This window comes from Kaistella sp. (assembly GCF_032060305.1).
Lineage (GTDB): Bacteria > Bacteroidota > Bacteroidia > Flavobacteriales > Weeksellaceae > Kaistella > Kaistella yananensis.
Genome location: NZ_DAMBHK010000007.1, coordinates 30,492 through 48,596, shown reverse-complemented (window position 1 = coordinate 48,596; position 18,105 = coordinate 30,492). Strand labels below are relative to the sequence as shown.

Here is an 18,105-nt window from a genome sequence, read left to right as displayed (position 1 = left end):
CGATATGGAACTGAAACTCCCGCTGGATGAGTTTCTGGATGAGGAAGCGGTTTGTGGTTTCGAAGTGAAGGGCGTGCCGTATTCGGCTTTCTGGATGGCCGCGCCGAAACATCAGCTGGCAAAGGATTTTGTGGACTGGTACGACAGCCAGGAGGGATTTAAGGAGCGCATCAACACCGATATCTTTTCAGAAATGCTCGAGAAGGAATACGGCGGTGACCGGTACAGTGATACCATACAAAAATTGAAACACGGTGTTACTCTTTATCCCTCCGTGTATTTCTCTCAGGATTTACCCAAGAATTATGTGAGTCACCACTTCAACGGTTCATGGTTTGGCGGCGATGCGGAAAATACGCATAAGAAGATGGTCAATATTTATGGCCTTCTAGAGCGTCTGGTTAACTACCCTGATGCTGAAAAAGCAGTGAAAAGTATTATTGACCAGCACCGCATTATCGATGTTAAAAAATTACTGGATTTGATTCCCAAAAATGAAATCAGAGATTATCTTGCGGAAAATCCCTGATGTTGGTCTTCATTAAAATCCATTAATTTTTATAATATTTCCCAATTCCCGATGAATCGAAAGTAAAATTATGATGATTTTCAAGCCGATCAAGCTTTTTACTTACGGTAAGTGCCCATAGAATCAGTTCTTTACTGAAGTTCTGGTCCTCGTGGCCAAGTTGGTCGGCGTACTCCTGAACAAATTCAGTTAGTGGTTTTATGGTTTCAAGTTTGTTATAAAATTCTTCATCTGTATCAGTATAATTAAGTTCTACTGTATTTTGGTTGAACCACTGTATCAAATCCGTGTACGGAGTTTTAATGCTTTCTTTTTCCAGTTTCGGGATGCGCGGGAACAACTGTTCAAACTGAACCATTACCGCCTGATCGATCAGCAGTTTCGCGACGTGGTCGGCGCCTTCCTGTTCGCCTTCGTAAACCAGTTCAATTTTTCCGGTGATCGAAGGAATGATAGACATGAAATCCAGAAGTCTTACAGTAGTTCTCTCGACGTCCGATTCAATGAGGCGGAGTTTTGCGGCGGCCATAAGATTTTCCATCGCAGAAATTGTGAGCCGTGCACTTACGCCACTTTTCGCATCCACAAATTCGCTTTCACGAGCTGCGAAGGCGACTTCTTCCAAAAGGTCTTTTGCCAACCCGGGCACCATAATCTGTGCTTTATCTTCGGCGGAAACCAGAGCTTCCTGCTCGGTAATCTGCCGCGCCAGCGCGATGGTTTTCGGGTAGTGCGTGAAAATCTGAGAACCGATTCTGTCTTTGAGCGGAGTTACAATACTGCCTCGGTTTGTGTAATCTTCGGGATTGGCTGTAAACAGAAACTGTATGTCCAGTGGCATCCTGAGCTGGAAACCGCGAATCTGTACATCACCTTCCTGTAGAATGTTGAAAAGGGAAACCTGAATTCTTGCCTGCAGATCCGGTAATTCATTCAAAACAAATATGCAGCGGTTCGCCCTTGGAATCATGCCGTAATGCAGCACCCGTTCATCTGAATAAGGTAATTTTAGCGTCGCAGCCTTAATCGGATCGATATCACCAATCAAATCTGCCACGTTTACATCCGGTGTGGCGAGTTTTTCGAAGAAGCGGTCGCTGCGGTGAACCCATGAAATAGGAGTTTCATCGCCCATTTCTGCAATAAGGTCGCGGGCCATTTTTGAGATAGGCTGAAACGGACTGTCATTAATTTCAGAGCCTTTTACAATCGGCATATATTCGTCCAAAAGGCTCACCATGCTTCTGGCAATACGGGTTTTTGCCTGCCCGCGCAAACCAAGCAAATTAATGTGGTGACCTGCGAGCAGGGCTTTCTTCAATTGCGGAATTACGGTGTCTTCATAACCCCAAAGCCCTTCAAATACAGGTTGTTTGGCTTTGATCTTCGCGATAAGGTTTGCCTGAATTTCCTGACTGATGGTTTTATGGGTATAGCCGGAATTTTTTAATTCTTTAAATGTAATATCGTTTTTCATTTCGGTTAAGTAATAATTATTGTATGAGCGCTTTCTAATTTTTATGTTTCTGAACTTCGGTCACACAGCATCCAGTATCCATCCTCTCAAAGTCTTCTGATTCTGTTTCTTTCGTAATCCTCAAAAATCATTTCTCCCAAATTAGAAAGTCCGGTAAGAAATGCTTTTCCTTTATTTTGTGCGGTAAACGCCTCCACAAATTTCCGGAGATAAGGATCCTGGGCGATCATAAAGGTGGTGATGGGTATTTTCAGTCTTCTGGCCTGTGCTGCTTTAGTCAGACATTGGGAAACAATCATCTCATCGAGGCCAAAACTGTTCGTATACAGTTCGCCGGTTGGCAGTTTAATGCAGCTGGGTTTGCCGTCGGTAATCATGAAGATCTGTTTGTTTGTATTTCGTTTTCTTCGCAGAATATCCATCGCCAGCTCAAGTCCGGCAACGGTATTGGTGTGGTACGGGCCGACGTTTAAATAGGGAAGGTCTTTTATTTTTATCGGCCAGGCTTCGTTTCCGAAAACAATGATGTCGATAGAATCCTTCGGATATTTACGTTTAATCAATTCAACCAGCGCCATGGCTACTTTTTTGGCTGGTGTGATGCGGTCTTCACCGTAGAGAATCATCGAATGGCTGATGTCGATCATCAGTACAGTACTCATCTGGGCTTTGTGACGGGTTTCCTCTACCACCAAATCATCTTCAGTAAGCCTGAGGTCGGCGATGCCATTGTTGATCTGGGCGTTTTTAAGGCTTTCGGTCATGTTTACCGTGTTCAGATCGTCGCCATACTGAAAGTTGCGGGTTTCTCCATCACGTTCATCGCCAACACCGATTTTGGAGGTACGGTGATTACCGATGCCGGTTTTTTTCAGTTTACCGAAAATCTGATCGAGGGCAAATTCGCGCAAAGCTTTTTCAAGCTTGGGTGTTAAAACGTTTTTGCCCTTTCCTGTTCCGGTGTTTCCTTCTTCAGGTTCTTTTTCTTCTTTGATGTAGCCACGTTTTTTCAGGTCTTCTTCGAAATCGGCCAGCGTATATTCATTGGTAAAGATGTCATATTCTTTATCGAGCATTTCCAGCCATTCAAAAGCTTCTTCAATATCACCGGAAGTGTGGGTGAGAAGATCTTTGAAGACATCAAAAACCCGGTCGAAGTGAGAGATTTCTTCCGGCGTATGTTTTTTAAATATAAAACCGTTTAGGGAATTGGGTTCTTTTTTCATCATTATAATCTTGCAATTGATCCGGAAAAGTTATGGAAAATTTTTTCCATAAATTCTTCGCTTGCATAGATATTCGAAATGACGATTATTTGTGAAAGTTAAAATTGAAAACTACATCTTCATTTCAATCTCAACTTAATCTCCGGTATATTTCTTCACTGTTTTTTCGAAGAGATCGATATCGAAAGGCTTGGCAAGAAATTCGTCTGCGCCTGCTTCACTGGCCAGTGCGCTGATGTTGCTGTTCGCTGAAAAATAGATCACGGGAATGTGTTTCAGTGTTTCGTTGGCTTTGATCAACTTTGTGGCTTCAATACCGCTGATATCCGGCAGCCAGTTGTCCATGAAAATCAGGTCGGGCATATAATTGCTGACCTGTTCTTCTACACTGTTGGTGGTGGGCGAAGTTTTCACTTCCAGGCCAAGATCTTCGAGAATTTCTGTGCAAAGCTCCAGAATTTCGATATTGTCATCAAAAATAAATACTTTTTTATTCATAGGATATTCAGTGATTAAGGTAAGTTATTAATATATTCCGACATTTCGTTGGATTTCAGCACGGCATCTACGTCCACATTGGCCAGTGCAGCTTCGGGCATAAAGCTTACCACCGCTGTCGCCGGGTCCTGCACAAGGGCCATGCCTCCAAATTCCTTCACAATTTTCAGTCCTGCGGTTCCATCACTGTTAGCTCCCGAAAGCAAAAGACAAACAAGGTTTTCTTTAAATACTTCCGCAGCACTTTCGAACGTGACATCAATCGAGGGCCGTGAAAAGTTTACTTTTTCGGAGGCATCCAGAGAAAAAGTGTGGTCATTTTCAATGAGCAGATGGTAATTGGGTGGCGCAATGTAAAGGGTTGCGGGCAGCATCACTTCTTTTTCTTCTACTTCTTTCACCTTCATTTCGGTTTTTGCAGCCAGCAGATTCGTTAAAATATCGTCTTTTCCGGGTTTGCGGTGCAACACCAGAATGATGGGGAAACGAAGTGCAGGGTTCAGTCCCGGAAGCAATTTCAGGATGACCTCCAGGCTGCCGGCTGATCCGCCAATAAGCAATGCTTCACAGTGTTTCATAATTCATGGATTTTGCGCCAGATTTTTTCACCTTTCAACCGTTCAAAATTTTTGGCAACGCTGGAGAAGTCCAGTGTTTCCTTGGTGCCTAAAGCCAGGTAACCGAATTTTTCCAGACTGTTGTTAAAGAGTTCGAAAACCTTGTTCTGCAGGGGCCGGTCGAAATAGATCAGAACGTTGCGGCAGAGAATCAGCTGGAATTCATTAAAAGAATTATCGGTCACGAGGTTGTGGGTCGAAAAAATAATCTTTGATTTCAGTTCATCTTTCAGTTTCCCCAGAGAATAATTTGCGGTATAATAATCAATAAAATGTTCGCTTCCGCCTGCTGCGATGTAATTTTCGGTGTAGAGTTTTATTTTATTGAGCGGAATCATCGCCTGGTTAGCATTGGCTACAACCTCGCTGTTAATGTCGGTGGCGTAAATCAGGGATTTGTGCAGCAGATTGAGTTCCTTTAAAAAAATCGCTACCGAGTAGGCTTCTTCTCCGGTACTGCAGCCTGCGACCCAAATTCGGATAAACGGATAGGTGCCGAGTCTGGGCAGGATTTCGTTTCTCAAGGTTTTATAAAAAGCCGGATCGCGGAACATTTCCGTTACATTAATCGTGATTTCCTCAAGAAAACGTTTGAAATAGCCGGTTTCGGTTCTTATTTTATACCGGTATTCGGCAAAACTCACGAACTTATCCATTTCATAAAGCCTCAGAATTCTGCGTTTGAGGGAAGCTCTGGAATAGCCTGTAAAATCGTAGCCATACACTTCCAGCACATCCGAAAGCAGAATTTCAATCAGTTCATCGCTATGTTCTGTTGATTTCAACACTTCAGTCAATTAGTTTATTCAGTAATACAAGCAGTTCTTCTACATTTACGGGTTTGCTGATATAGCCGTCGGCACCTGCCTCCATACATTTCTCGCGGTCACCGGTCATGGCCTGTGCGGTAATGGCGATTACAGGTATGTTCTTCAGGGCGGTATCGTTTTTCATTTTGCCGATGGCTTCATAACCGTCCATCTCAGGCATCATCATGTCCATGAGTACAGCCCCGATGTTTTTGTTTTCCTCCAGAAGTTCCAGTCCTTTCACTGCACTTAACGCGGAAAGACATTGATACTTTTTAGCTTTGAGTACTGCGGTGAGCGCGAAGATATTTCGGCTGTCGTCGTCGATGATAAGTATTTCCTTTTCGGTATTCATTATAATAAGGAATTTTTAAATTTTATCGTACAGCCAAACCCGGAGAAGGGAAATCAGCTGATCGATATCTACAGGTTTCGAAATATAATCTGATGCGCCTACTGCGATGCATTTCTCGCGGTCTCCCATCATCGCTTTTGAGGTTACCGCCAACACCGGCAGGTTTTTAAACTCAGGCATGGTGCGGATTTCGCGGATACTTTCGTATCCATCCATCTCGGGCATCATCATGTCCATCAGCACCACGTCGATTGATGGATCTTTCTTCAGCGTATTCAGTGCTTCTTTGCCATCCATCGCAGGAATCACTTTCATGCCGTGAATTTCCAGGGCTTTGGTAAGTGAAAAGATATTCCTTACATCATCATCTGCAATCAGTACGGTTTTGTCTTTCAGGATGTTGCGGAGTTCGCCTAAATTTTCGAAGCCCCCCTTCTGTTGCTTGTTCTTTTTCGTTTTTTCTTCTACCAGGTGTAGGAAAAGACCCGCTTCATCTAAAATACGCTGGTAAGAATATGCTGTTTTCACAACAATGGAATCTGCATATTTTTTAATCCTTTTTTCTTCACCCTGTGAAAGGTTTTTTCCTGTAAATACGATAATCGGAAGTTGCTCCAGACCTTTGTTCTGCTTTATGGTCTCCAGGGTTTCGTAAGCAGTTTTATCCGGTACGCCCATATCGAGGATCACACAGTCGATTTCACGGTTTTGAAGGGCGTCGATACTCTCAGTTACATTATTGGCGATGTCGGTATTGATGTTGTTGGCAGATAAAAAGTAGCTCAGCGCTTTCGCATGCTGCTCATTTTCCTCTACAATCAGCACTTTTTTCGGGCCCTTGGTCAGTACGTTTTCGAGTTTTTTGAAAATCTCCTGCATCTGTTCCAGGGCAAACGGTTTATTGATGAAATCTACCGCACCACGGAGTAAACTTTCCTGGCGGAACTTCATTGAAGACATAATATGTACCGGAATCGGTTTGGTTTCAGGATTGGATTTCAGGGCTTCCATGACTTGCCAGCCATCCATTATTGGCAACTGAATATCGAGAAGTATGGCGAGCGGTTTAAAATGCTGGGCCATTTCAATGCCTTCATCTCCGCGAACGGCAACCAATACTTTATAATTTCTGGTGCGCGAAAAATCTACGAGAATCTTGGCAAAGGCCGTATCGTCTTCAATAATGAGAATAACCTTATCACCATCCTGAATATTTTCGCGGTCATCGTTAACAGATTCAGGAATCCTGCTGGAGATATAACGTTCGGGCTGTGGTTTCGTTTCCGGGATGTAAACTGCGGTTTCTTTTGGTGTTTCCGGCTCAGTGTCCTGTACTTTTTCTGAGTCTACAGGAACGATAAGGGCAAATTCACTGCCTTTACCTTCGGTACTCTCCAGGGTAATTTCTCCGCCAAGAAGCCTTGCCAGTTCACGGCTGATGGAGAGTCCCAGTCCGGTACCGCCATATTTACGCTGTGTTGATCCGTCGGCCTGCTGGAAAGCCTCAAAAACAAGCCTCATCTTATCTTTAGCAATGCCAATTCCGGTGTCGATGACTTTAAAGATGACTTTATCCTTCGATGGATCCGCTAAAACCTTCAGCGTGATGCTTCCTTCAGAAGTGAACTTAATCGCGTTGGAAAGCAGATTTTTAAGGATTTGTTCGAGGCGGAGTTTATCTGTTCGCAGCATTTGCACAGCGCCGGTACCGGTTTCGATGTTGAGATCCAGGTTTTTATCTTTCGCCATCGGGCTGAACAGCATCCGCATGTCTGCCGTAATTTCCTTTAAAGGAACATCATTGAATTCGAGCGTCATTTTTCCGGATTCAATTTTTGAAAGATCCAGGATTTCATCGATCAGTGTGAGCAAGCCCTGACCCGAACTCTGCATTACTTCTGCATATTCTACATACTGCTCATCAAGATCCTCACTTTCCGACATCAGTTTCGAAAGCAGTAAAATGGAGTTCAGCGGGGTGCGGAGTTCGTGCGACATGTTGGCGAGGAATTCCGATTTGTATCTGGTGCTCTGTTCCAGCTCTCTGGATTTCTGCTGAATGTCGATATTCCGTTCTTCAATCAGCGCGTTCTTTTCTTCGAGGAGGCTTGTACGTTCTTCAAGCTCCTGGTTGCTCTGCAGGAGTTCTTCCTGCTGCACGCGCAGTTCTTCCTCCGAAGCCAGAAGTTTCTGCGACTGGGCCTCGAGTTCTGCATTTATGTTTTCGAGTTCGGAATGCTGGGACTGCAGTTCCTCGGACTGTGCCTGGGTTTCTTCCAAAAGTTCCTGAAGTTTTACACGGCTCTGCGCGCTGTAGAATGCAAGACCGATATTTCCCGCAACAGAGGAAAGAAATTCGAGCTGCAGCGGAGTATATTCCTGGGTGCTGCCCAGTTCCAGTACACCTAAAGGAATGTTATATCTTGTAATCGGTACGGCCACAATGTTGCGGGGTCTGGTATTTCCGGTCGCAAAACTGATGGTGGTTTCGCGATCCGGGATATCTTCAACAACAAGCTGCTGCCTGGACTGGAATGCCTGTCCGGCAATTCCTTCGCCGATCTGCAGAGTTCTTCTGGTGTCCCGCTCGGCGAGGGCATAGCTTCCTTCGAGATGAAGGCGGTTGTCTTCCTGCTGCACGTAGAGGGCTGCCACGTGGCTGTTGGTTTTATCAGTAATGTGGTTTAAAATATCTGCGGCAAGCACACTGATGGTTTTTTCGCCCATCATGCGGTCATTCAGTTGGGCTATCGAGGTGCTCAGCCATTCTTTTTCCTCCAGTGAGTTGAAGGAGGTTTGAAGCGATTTGGCCATACGGTTTAGCGGGTCGGCCACGTTCCCCAGGCTTTGCTGCGCGTTGTCGTCTGAAAGAATATCGTAATCACCGTTCGAGATCTGTGCGGTTACTTTCTCGATTGCGATCAGACGGTTTACGGTCTCTTTATTTTTTTCTTCGAGTTCGTTGGTCAGTTTGTTTTTCTCATTGAAATCCTGAAGCACTTTACGGAAGAATACCAGCGTAATGAGAATGGCGAGCAGTGCGGAAGCAATGATGAGGAAAGGGGTGTACGCAGCAAATGTATTCATGGTATCGGTACGTTCCTGCAGAAGCCTTTCTTCTTCAGTCTGCATGGCACCTACCGTGGCGCGGATCGCGTCCATGTGTTTTTTACCCGACAGCAGTTGTTCTGCTGTTACTTCCAGATTCGCTTTACGTTTATGTTCCAGATTCTTGTCCAGAATCACCAGTCTGGATTCGATATTTACCCTTAGGTGTTCAAGATTCTGGGCCTGTACTAAGGATGGGGTAATTTCGCTTTTGAGCTCTGTAATTGCCTGCGCAATTTTAGCCTTGGCATTATTATAAGGTGTGAGAAAAGCTTCGTCGCCGGAAAGAAGATACCCGCGCTGGCCGGTCTCGGCATCTTTAACAAGAGAGAAAACGTTGCTCAGATTTTTTATGGTTTCGTTGCTTTCGCGCACCATTTTCGAACTCTCGATCAGGTTTTTTATACTGATAAAAGAGGCCGTGGAGCTTATGAGCAAAAGCAACATCGAAAAGCCGAGTCCGTAAAGAAGGTTGTTTTTAAAATTCATACACTTTAATTATGAGTTCGCATCCTTTTCGGGATGTACGGGGATTGTAAAATAAAATTCAGAACCTTTGCCTGGCTCACTGTTGACGCCAATTTTGCCTTGATGTCTTTCTATGATTTCAAGACAGATGTAGAGGCCGATGCCCAGCCCCTGGAAGCGTTCGGAAGTTTCCTCCACGCGGTAAAATTTACCGAAAATCTGCTGTTGGTGTTCCTTTGCCATTCCAATGCCAAAATCCCTTACCGAGAAATAAATTTCATCTCCACGTCGTTCTGCTGTGATGTGAACTTCGTCGCTGTCGGGTGCATATTTAATCGCGTTGGTCATAAAATTAATGATGACCTGCTCAATGCGCATTTCGTCACCAAAAATTTCAGTATCGATACCTCCTTTTTTAATGAACTTCACTTTGGGATTGTCATGCTGCATGATCTCCACAATATGATCTAGAATCTTATCGAAACTGAAGTATTTTTTATTGAATTTGAGTTTGCCGCTTTCAATTTTAGAGATATCGAGTAGGTCTGCAACAAGCAGGTTCAGTTTTTCAACCTGATTCTGTACTTTGTGCAGACGGATTCTGGTAGTTTCCAGATCTTCTTTGTTGAGGCTCCGCTCAAGCAGCTGAATATATCCTTTGATACTCGTCATGGGCGTTTTCAGTTCGTGGCTGGCAATACTAATGAACTCGTCTTTTTTTCTTTCAGCCTCTTTACGGAATTCGATTTCTTCGAGGAGCTTGGTCTGCATTTCGTTCAGGGCGCGGCTCTGTTCGTAGATGCGGTAAAAGGTTTTCACTTTCAGCAAAAGTACATTCATATCCACCGGCTTGCTAATATAATCTAAACCTCCGGAGGAGTATCCGCGGGTGATGAGGTTCACATTGGCGCTGGCGGCAGAAAGAAAGATAATGGCCGTTTCTTTGGCCTTGCTGTAACCGGAAATGGCTTCTGCTACTTCAAAGCCGTCCATCTCAGGCATCTGTACATCCAATATGATAAGGACATAGGATTTTTTAAGGATTTTTTTCAGTGCTTCTTCCCCTGATGAAGCGGTGTCTACCTCGAAGCCGTTTACTTCAAGTACTTTTTTAAGGGAAATTATATTCTCCGGAGCATCGTCAACAATCAGGATCATTTTGTTACTGGTTTAATTACAGAAGTTGACAAATATAATGTTTTTGAAATTTAAATGTATTAAAAGTTCATCCATACGGCCTTAAATGCTGAAGCCGGTAAGTGGAGAGGTTAATATCTCAATGTTGACGCAAGAGTCAGCTACTATTGTTATTTTTATTTATTTGAAAATCAATACTATATCCGTTGCAAACGACTGTAAATGGTAATAAGCAATTCTTTACCGGCTATATTTTGAGGCCCGTTGAATCTTTGCATCAGAGATTCGGGGAAAAATCAGTGAGACCCGTTTCTGATGTTTAATTATAAAATTTTAAAGCCATGTCACTAAGAAACAGAGTTACCTTAATTGGTAGAACAGGAAAAGACGTTGAATTTGTAAAATTTGAAAACGGAAGAATTGGTAAAGTAAGTCTCGCAACCAGCGATTTTTACACCAACGCACTCGGCGAAAAAGTGGAAGAAACCCAATGGCACAATTTGGTGTTTTTCGGAAAAACAGTAGATATCGTCGAAAAATATGTAGAAAAAGGAAAAGAAATCGCAGTAGAAGGCAAAATCGTGTACAGAAGCTGGGACGACAAAGAAGGAATAAAACATTATATTACCGAAATCCGTGTGGAAGAACTCGTACTGCTGGGCGGTAAATAAATTTGCGCTTCCTCAGAGGACCTGGTTTTCCGGATTAACATTGAGGAAGCTTTTTTAATCTCAAAAAACACAATGTCATGAAAGTTAAAGTTTTAAAAGTCCGCCTGTCTGATGATTTTATTGAGCACGACCAAAAGGTACTCGACCGTTTTCTGGGAGAAAATAATGTCCTGAAATTCGAATCAGCCTTTGTGAAAGACGATAATGGTTACTGGTCGGTGATTCTCTATTATGAAGAACTGAAAATGACCGTCAATGATTCCAAAACGCCCAAATATTCGGCAGAAAATGATGCCGAACTGAATGCTGACGAAATTAAAATCCTCGATTCGCTGAAACTCTGGCGTACCGAAAAAGCCAAAAACCAAAATCTCCCGGTGTATTTTATTGCCACCAATAAAGAGCTGCTTTCCATCGCCAAATACAAACCGGTAAAAAAAGAGGAACTGCTCGATATCAAAGGTTTTGGCAAGCACAAGATCGAAAATTACGGCGAAGAAATTATTGAGATTTTAGAATCGGTCTAGGGTAATAATCTTGTTTTAGTTTGTTTTAGCTCCACAAAAACACAAATTCCTATATATTTTATTAAAGCCGTTGATGGTATTCTTCGGCTTTTTGTGATGAAAAATCCTTTGCAATTCCTTATTTTTGCGACCGAAAAGCAATTCGAAATTGCTAATTAATCTTTACGTATTACAAACCAGCATGAAGCCAAGCTTAGCCAAAGGAACTCGCGATTTTACCGCAAAAGAAGTCATCAACAGACGGATGATCATCAATACCTTACAGAAAAATTTCGAACTCTTCGGGTTTCAGCCTCTGGAAACCCCGAGTTTTGAGAATCTTTCAACATTAACCGGTAAATATGGGGAAGAAGGCGACCGGTTGATTTTTAAAATCCTGAATTCAGGCGACTATGCTTCAAAAACAAAAGAAGAAGACTGGCAGGCTAAAAACTCCCAGAAACTGATTTCGCAGATCTCTGAAAAAGCCCTCCGTTACGACCTTACCGTACCTTTTGCAAGATTTGTAGCGATGAATCACGGGCAGCTGGTTTTTCCCTTCAAAAGATACCAGATTCAGCCGGTTTGGAGAGCCGACCGACCGCAGAAAGGCCGGTTCAGAGAGTTTTACCAGTGTGACGCCGATGTGGTGGGCAGCGAAAGCCTTTGGCAGGAAGTAGAGCTTGTGCAGCTTTATTTAAAATCATTTTCTGAACTTAAAATCCCCGTAACCATTCATCTCAACAACCGGAAAATACTTTCGGGATTAGCCGAATATGCGGGAATTTCTGATCAGCTGATCGACTTTACCGTTGCTTTGGACAAGTTGGATAAAATCGGTAAGGATGGCGTCGTAAAGGAACTCCTGGAAAAAAATATTTCGCAGGATTCTATTGATAAACTCGATTTTCTTTTTAGCCAAAATGAAGATGCATTGGAAAATGTTCTTCAGCTCAAAGAAAAATTTGCCGGAATTGAAACAGGAACTGCCGGCGTAAATGAACTGGAATTCGTGCTTACAAAATGTCTGGATTTGGGCATTTCTTCAGAAAACCTGAAGTTCGATATCACCTTGGCCAGAGGTCTCGACTATTATACCGGAGCGATCTTCGAAGTCAAGGCAAAAGGTGTGGCCATGGGATCCATCGGTGGCGGCGGAAGGTATGATAACCTTACTGAAGTTTTTGGTGTAAAAAACATTCCCGGAATCGGAATTTCTTTCGGCCTCGACAGGATTTACCTCGTGATGGAAGAACTCCGAATGTTTATCGACAGTGCAGAAAGTTCGGTGAAATATCTTTTTGCCAATTACGGAGAAAAAGAGTCCGTTGAGGCTTTAAAAATCATTGCGCAGCTCCGCGGAAACGGTACCGCAGCTGAACTTTATCCCGAAGCTGCAAAACTGAAAAAACAGTTTACCTATGCCGAAAAGAAAGGAATCCCGAATCTGGTGTTCTACGGCGAGCAGGAAATCGAAGCGGGGAATGTTACCATAAAAAACCTTCTCACCGGAGAACAGGAAACCAGCTCTATTTCTGATTTTCTTGGGGTAAAGTAAACGCCTAAACTCTGGTGATCAGCCCCGAATCTGGACAGGAAGCATTTATAGGATCAATAAATTTTACGGAAAATCAACAGATTATTCTGCAGAAAGACCTATATTTATCTCACGATCCATAAATAATTTACGATGGTTTACCTGATTCTTCCTGCGTTGCTTACGGTAGTTTATATTGCTTATCTGGTCTATCTTTTTTTCTGGAAACGGGATATCATGAAATTTCGCGCGGTACTGTATCCCGGGCTGGTTTTTATTTCCATGTGGGTTTTGCTGTACTATTTCGTGTTTCGTTAGCTATTTATCGCAATCTTAACAATTTGCTAGCTCGATGCTTTGCTTGTTTTTAATCTGGAAATAAATATCGCTTAACTTTAAAAGCTTGAAAATCCCTCCTTCGTCGGGATGATAATTTAAACCACAACCTCACCATGAACTACCTCGAAATCAACCGCAAATCGTGGAACGCCAAAGTAGAACCTCACCTCAAATCCGATTTCTACTTCGTGGACGAGTTTCTCAAAGGCCGCAGCTCCCTGAACTCCATTGAACTGGATCTCCTTGGCGACCTCCGCGGCAAAAAGATTCTTCATCTTCAGTGTCATTTCGGGCAGGATTCCATTTCGCTTTCCCGACTGGGCGCGAAAGTCACGGGCATCGATCTTTCCGACAAAGCCATTGAAACTGCCAAAGATCTCGCCACGCAGTGCGGTACCGATACCGAATTTATTGTTTCCGATGTATATGAACTTCCGAACTTGTTGGAAGGCGAATTCGACATCGTTTATACCAGTTACGGAACCATCGGATGGCTTCCCGATCTCGACCAATGGGCGGCAGTGATTGCCCACTTCCTGAAACCCGGCGGCAAACTGGGGTTCGTGGAGTTTCATCCCGTGGTGTGGATGTATGATGACGATTTCACGCACATCAAATACTCGTATTTCAACGAAAAACCCATTATAGAAACTTACGAAGGTACCTATGCCGACCCGTCGGCCCCTCTCGTGCAGGATTACGTGATGTGGAACTACGCCACCTCAGAAGTTCTCACCAGCCTTATTGCCCACAGTCTGGAAATTAAATCCTTCCTCGAGTACAACTGGTCGCCTTATGCCTGTTTCCGACATAACGAAGAATTTGAGAAAGGGAAATATCGGATTCCTCAGTTTGGGAGTAAGGTGCCACATGTATTTTCTCTCGTCGCCGAAAAGAAGTTTTCTGAACCTTAACCTTAACCTTAACCTTAACCTTAACCTTAACCTTAACCCACTTTTCCCAATAAAAAAATCCACTAACCCTTACGATTTATGATAAAAATTTGTATTATTGCAAATCTAAAATTTAGAATTTATAATCTAAAATTTCAGAAAATGGGGGATTAGCTCATCTGGCTAGAGCGTTAGACTGGCAGTCTAAAGGTGGTCGGTTCGATCCCGATATCCTCCACTGAATAAACCAACACTGATAATCAGTAAGTTATGGTAATTGAATGTGATTAAAAACACATGTTTTTTTACTATTTTTTTACTATTTTCGTGTGTTGGTTTATTTTTTTTGTCTCTGTAAAATGTCTGCTAATGGGTGGTTACGCAGATTTACAATTCTTTATTATTACTAATTTCCGTAATTTTTGTTGAAGAATCCTCATAAATTTTACTGATTCTAAAAAAACTCCTTACACAATAAGCTATTTAATTCCTTATTTCTTCTTGTATTAAATAGATTATTATATGCGGTGTTTTCGGCTGTAAAGTTATGATAAAAGGGTAGAGGTATTATTTACGGCTTTAGTGAGAAGTTCAGATCATTAAGGTTTTATCTGAACAAAATCAAGAAGAAGCAGTGAATGAGATTTGCCGGGACCACGGCATCAGTCAGCCTTACTTTTTATAAATGGAAAAGCATATATGGCGGATTGGATGTACAGCAACTCGCTAATATGAAAGAACTGCAAAAAGGTATCCGAGTAGTTGGGGCTCACGCCTGATCAGATCGGGAATTTCTTCCGCAAAGCAGCTTGAAATTAAATCAGCTGAACCTTCATGCCGCAGAGTTCTTTTGTGGAGACACGCAGTGCACGGAAATATTTAATCTCGTTGATGGGAAACAGTTCTTCAGGATGACGTTGCTTAGGAGCATGCCAATTATTCAGCATGGTTTTTAGACTGCGCCTTTAGAAAATACGGAGGGAAATTGCGCGTTTATTTTATTTACAATTTTAAGTCTCAGTTGAGTATGCCCTAAAAATTCCGTATTTTTGCAAATCCCAAATATCCAGATACCGGGAGCTTAAAAATGAAAGATTCCAAAGAATATATTGAAGTTTACGGTGCCCGTGAACACAACCTTAAAAATATTTCCGTCAAAATCCCGCGCAACGAACTCGTGGTGATTACCGGACTTTCCGGCAGCGGAAAATCTTCCCTTGCCTTTGATACCATCTTTGCTGAAGGCCAGCGGAGGTATATCGAAACTTTTTCTGCCTACGCACGGCAGTTCCTCGGTGGCCTCGAAAGACCCGATGTCGATAAAATCGACGGTCTCTCTCCTGTAATCGCCATAGAGCAGAAAACCACCAACAAAAACCCGCGCTCCACGGTAGGTACCGTGACCGAATTATACGACTTTCTCCGGTTGCTTTTTGCCCGGGTATCCGACGCGTATTCCCTCACTTCAGGTAAAAAACTCGTCAGCTATTCCGAAGAGCAGATCATTGAGGTTATCAAGGAAAATTACAGCGGCGAGAAACTAATGCTGCTGGCACCCGTGGTACGTTCCCGTAAAGGTCATTACCATGAGCTCTTCATCCAGATGTCCAAAAAAGGCTACGGCCAGGCAAGGATCGACGGTGAACTGGTGGATATTGAAGCCGACCTGAAACTCGACCGCTATAAGACCCACGATATCGACATTGTGATCGACCGGTGGATCATCGGTGAAAACGCTTCCGAAAACAGGATGGAAAAATCCCTGCGTACCGCCATGCAGATGGGCGAGGGAACCATCGGGATTCAGATCCTCGGCAGCACAGATATCGAATATTTCTCCAAAAACTTAATGGATTCGGAGAGCGGGCATTCTCTTGCCCTCCCGGAACCGAATACCTTCTCATTCAACTCCCCCAAAGGCAGCTGCCCTTACTGTAAAGGCCTTGGGACTGTAAAAAAAGTCAATACGGATTACTTTGTTGAAAATCCTAAACTTTCCATCAGTCAGGGTGGTCTGCTTCCATTAGAGGATATTAAATCAAACAAATGGATTCTTGGCCAGATTAAAAATATCCTCGAGATCTTCGGACTCGGGCTGGCGACTCCCTTTAACGATATTCCTGCCGAAGCCCTGGATTATATCTACCACGGCTGCCATAAAGAATTCAGTAAAGACCTCAAGTACGCAGGAATCACCAAGAAGATAAAAGTGAACTTCGATGGTCTGGTTCCCCTGATCAACGAAATGATCGAAGACAAGGAAAGCTACGATGCCATTCTTCTCGAAAGACATTTCACGACTGAAGAAGTCTGCCCAGAGTGTAAAGGTACCCGGCTTCAGCCTTCAAGCCTCAGTTTCAAGATTGACGGCAAGAATATCGCCGAAATCAACGCCCTGTCTCTGCTCGATCTGAAAGACTGGCTTGAAGCAGTGGAAGACAAGTTCAGTGAAAAGAATAAAGTCATTGCCCACGAGATCCTCAAAGAGATCAAGACCCGCCTTCAGTTCCTCCTCGATGTGGGGCTGGATTACCTGAGTCTGAGCAGGAGTTCGCGCACCCTGTCCGGCGGTGAATCACAGAGAATCCGTCTGGCAACGCAGATTGGGTCCCAACTGGTGAATGTGCTTTATATCCTGGATGAACCTTCAATTGGGCTTCATCAGCGGGATAATGAAAGACTCATCAATTCGCTTAAAAATCTGCGCGATATCGGTAATTCGGTAATTGTAGTTGAACACGATAAAGACATGATTCTGGAAGCCGATGAGGTGCTGGATATTGGGCCACGTGCAGGGAAGTTTGGCGGAGAAATTCTCTGGCAGGGGAATCCTAAAGACCTGCTGAAAGCAGATACCGTAACGGCGGATTATATGACCGGTAAGCGGAAGATTGAAATCCCTGAAACCCGCCGCGAAGGCAACGGAAAATCCATTGTCCTGAAAGGTGCCACGGGCAATAACCTGAAAAACGTCACGCTTGAAATCCCCCTGGGGAAACTCGTGGTCGTCACCGGTATTTCCGGCAGCGGAAAGTCGTCCCTCATCAACGGGACGCTGTACCCAATCCTTAACCGTCACTTCTACAGGGCGGTGCAGGAGCCTTTACCCTATAAAAAGATTGAAGGAATCGAGCATATCGACAAGATCGTGGATGTGGACCAGGCGCCGATCGGGCGAACGCCACGCTCGAACCCCGCTACCTATACCGGCATGTTTACTGACATCAGGAACCTCTTCGCTGAACATCCGGAGTCGAAGATCCGCGGCTATAAACCCGGACGGTTCTCCTTTAATGTAAAAGGCGGCCGGTGCGAGACCTGCCAAGGCGGAGGTCTGAAGGTGATTGAAATGAATTTCCTTCCCGATGTGTATGTACACTGCGAGACCTGCAACGGAAAACGTTTCAACCGCGAAACCCTGGAAGTGCGTTATAAGGGTAAATCGATCTCCGATGTGCTGGATATGACGATTGATGAAGCTACGGAGTTCTTCCAGCCGCTGCCGAAGATCTACGCCAAAGTGAAAACTTTGCAGGATGTGGGGTTGGGTTATATTACGCTCGGGCAGCAGTCGACCACGCTTTCGGGCGGGGAAGCACAGCGGATTAAACTGGCCACGGAGCTGGCGAAAAGACAGACCGGAAACACCCTTTATATCCTGGATGAACCTACCACCGGACTTCATTTTGAAGATGTAAAAGTGCTCATGGAAGCCATCAATAAACTCGTGGACTTAGGAAACTCTTTTGTAATAATTGAGCATAATCTGGATGTCATCAAGCTTGCCGACCACATTATCGATGTCGGTATGGAAGGCGGTAACAAAGGCGGTGAAATTATCGCCAAAGGAACACCGGAGGAAGTCGCGAAATCCCGCAAGAGCCTCACCGCCAGATTCCTTAAGAGGGAACTTGAATAAAATTCAATCAACAGGT

The 18,105-nt window shown here is 43.9% G+C and carries 14 protein-coding genes and 1 tRNA gene; 7 read left to right on the top strand and 8 right to left on the bottom strand.

Translation table 11 applies throughout. The features are described 5' to 3' along the window. On the top strand, positions 1–529 hold a 529-nt coding region (locus V5N63_RS01945; protein ID WP_332032516.1), incomplete at its 5' end, for a glycosyl transferase. Positions 530–551: 22 nt separating this feature from the next. Here the strand turns inward: V5N63_RS01945 and V5N63_RS01940 are convergent. From V5N63_RS01940 to V5N63_RS01905, 8 genes are all read right to left on the bottom strand, one after another. Next, positions 552–2,006, bottom strand: a complete 1,455-nt coding sequence (locus tag V5N63_RS01940) for a sigma 54-interacting transcriptional regulator (protein WP_332032514.1) — start codon at positions 2,004–2,006, stop codon at positions 552–554. 86 nt (positions 2,007–2,092) lie between these two features. Then, entirely contained in the window at positions 2,093–3,232 is a 1,140-nt protein-coding gene (locus tag V5N63_RS01935; protein ID WP_088470024.1) for a vWA domain-containing protein, read from the bottom strand. Between the two features lie 135 nt (positions 3,233–3,367). Further along, positions 3,368–3,730 (bottom strand): response regulator, encoded by a 363-nt coding sequence (locus V5N63_RS01930; RefSeq protein WP_088470025.1) that lies wholly within the window; start codon positions 3,728–3,730, stop codon positions 3,368–3,370. A 14-nt stretch (positions 3,731–3,744) separates the two neighbouring features. After that, positions 3,745–4,308, bottom strand: coding sequence for a chemotaxis protein CheB (locus tag V5N63_RS01925; protein ID WP_179285944.1), 564 nt, complete (start codon positions 4,306–4,308; stop codon positions 3,745–3,747). Continuing rightward, on the bottom strand, positions 4,305–5,132 hold the full coding sequence (locus tag V5N63_RS01920) for a CheR family methyltransferase (protein ID WP_442905767.1): 828 nt from the start codon (positions 5,130–5,132) through the stop codon (positions 4,305–4,307). The genes V5N63_RS01925 and V5N63_RS01920 overlap by 4 nt, the downstream gene beginning before the upstream one ends. A gap of 4 nt (positions 5,133–5,136) precedes the next feature. Beyond that, positions 5,137–5,511 (bottom strand): response regulator, encoded by a 375-nt coding sequence (locus V5N63_RS01915; RefSeq protein ID WP_332032510.1) that lies wholly within the window; start codon positions 5,509–5,511, stop codon positions 5,137–5,139. Between the two features lie 15 nt (positions 5,512–5,526). Next, positions 5,527–9,108 (bottom strand): response regulator, encoded by a 3,582-nt coding sequence (locus V5N63_RS01910; protein WP_332032508.1) that lies wholly within the window; start codon positions 9,106–9,108, stop codon positions 5,527–5,529. Positions 9,109–9,117: 9 nt separating this feature from the next. Next, entirely contained in the window at positions 9,118–10,245 is a 1,128-nt protein-coding gene (locus V5N63_RS01905; protein WP_332032506.1) for an ATP-binding response regulator, read from the bottom strand. Positions 10,246–10,565: 320 nt separating this feature from the next. On the opposite strand from V5N63_RS01905, the gene V5N63_RS01900 reads away from it, so the two are divergent. The 6 genes from V5N63_RS01900 to uvrA all read left to right on the top strand — a co-directional run bounded on the left by V5N63_RS01900 (position 10,566) and on the right by uvrA (position 18,089). Beyond that, positions 10,566–10,895 carry a single-stranded DNA-binding protein gene (locus tag V5N63_RS01900; RefSeq protein ID WP_088469942.1) on the top strand — a complete coding sequence of 110 codons (330 nt, stop codon included), beginning with the start codon at positions 10,566–10,568 and terminating at the stop codon, positions 10,893–10,895. 77 nt (positions 10,896–10,972) lie between these two features. Continuing rightward, positions 10,973–11,422, top strand: a complete 450-nt coding sequence (locus V5N63_RS01895) for an HRDC domain-containing protein (RefSeq protein ID WP_332032504.1) — start codon at positions 10,973–10,975, stop codon at positions 11,420–11,422. Between the two features lie 181 nt (positions 11,423–11,603). Beyond that, positions 11,604–12,959: a histidine--tRNA ligase gene (hisS, locus tag V5N63_RS01890; RefSeq protein WP_332032502.1), complete on the top strand. Its 1,356-nt coding sequence runs from the start codon at positions 11,604–11,606 to the stop codon at positions 12,957–12,959. Between the two features lie 431 nt (positions 12,960–13,390). Then, positions 13,391–14,191 (top strand): class I SAM-dependent methyltransferase, encoded by an 801-nt coding sequence (locus V5N63_RS01885; protein ID WP_332032500.1) that lies wholly within the window; start codon positions 13,391–13,393, stop codon positions 14,189–14,191. Between the two features lie 143 nt (positions 14,192–14,334). After that, positions 14,335–14,408 (top strand) — tRNA-Ala (locus tag V5N63_RS01880). Positions 14,409–15,257: 849 nt separating this feature from the next. Next, positions 15,258–18,089, top strand: a complete 2,832-nt coding sequence (uvrA, locus tag V5N63_RS01870) for an excinuclease ABC subunit UvrA (RefSeq protein ID WP_332032498.1) — start codon at positions 15,258–15,260, stop codon at positions 18,087–18,089. Positions 18,090–18,105 lie beyond the last annotated feature (16 nt).

Excerpts from the sequence above, each read along its gene's own strand:
- V5N63_RS01940 (WP_332032514.1), bottom strand. The coding sequence starts at position 2,006 with ATGAAAAACGATATTACATTTAAAGAATTAAAAAATTCCGGCTATACC.
- V5N63_RS01935 (WP_088470024.1), bottom strand. The coding sequence starts at position 3,232 with ATGAAAAAAGAACCCAATTCCCTAAACGGTTTTATATTTAAAAAACAT.
- V5N63_RS01930 (WP_088470025.1), bottom strand. The coding sequence starts at position 3,730 with ATGAATAAAAAAGTATTTATTTTTGATGACAATATCGAAATTCTGGAG.
- V5N63_RS01925 (WP_179285944.1), bottom strand. The coding sequence starts at position 4,308 with ATGAAACACTGTGAAGCATTGCTTATTGGCGGATCAGCCGGCAGCCTG.
- V5N63_RS01915 (WP_332032510.1), bottom strand. The coding sequence starts at position 5,511 with ATGAATACCGAAAAGGAAATACTTATCATCGACGACGACAGCCGAAAT.
- V5N63_RS01910 (WP_332032508.1), bottom strand. The coding sequence starts at position 9,108 with ATGAATTTTAAAAACAACCTTCTTTACGGACTCGGCTTTTCGATGTTG.
- V5N63_RS01905 (WP_332032506.1), bottom strand. The coding sequence starts at position 10,245 with ATGATCCTGATTGTTGACGATGCTCCGGAGAATATAATTTCCCTTAAA.
- V5N63_RS01900 (WP_088469942.1), top strand. The coding sequence starts at position 10,566 with ATGTCACTAAGAAACAGAGTTACCTTAATTGGTAGAACAGGAAAAGAC.
- V5N63_RS01895 (WP_332032504.1), top strand. The coding sequence starts at position 10,973 with ATGAAAGTTAAAGTTTTAAAAGTCCGCCTGTCTGATGATTTTATTGAG.
- hisS (WP_332032502.1), top strand. The coding sequence starts at position 11,604 with ATGAAGCCAAGCTTAGCCAAAGGAACTCGCGATTTTACCGCAAAAGAA.
- V5N63_RS01885 (WP_332032500.1), top strand. The coding sequence starts at position 13,391 with ATGAACTACCTCGAAATCAACCGCAAATCGTGGAACGCCAAAGTAGAA.
- uvrA (WP_332032498.1), top strand. The coding sequence starts at position 15,258 with ATGAAAGATTCCAAAGAATATATTGAAGTTTACGGTGCCCGTGAACAC.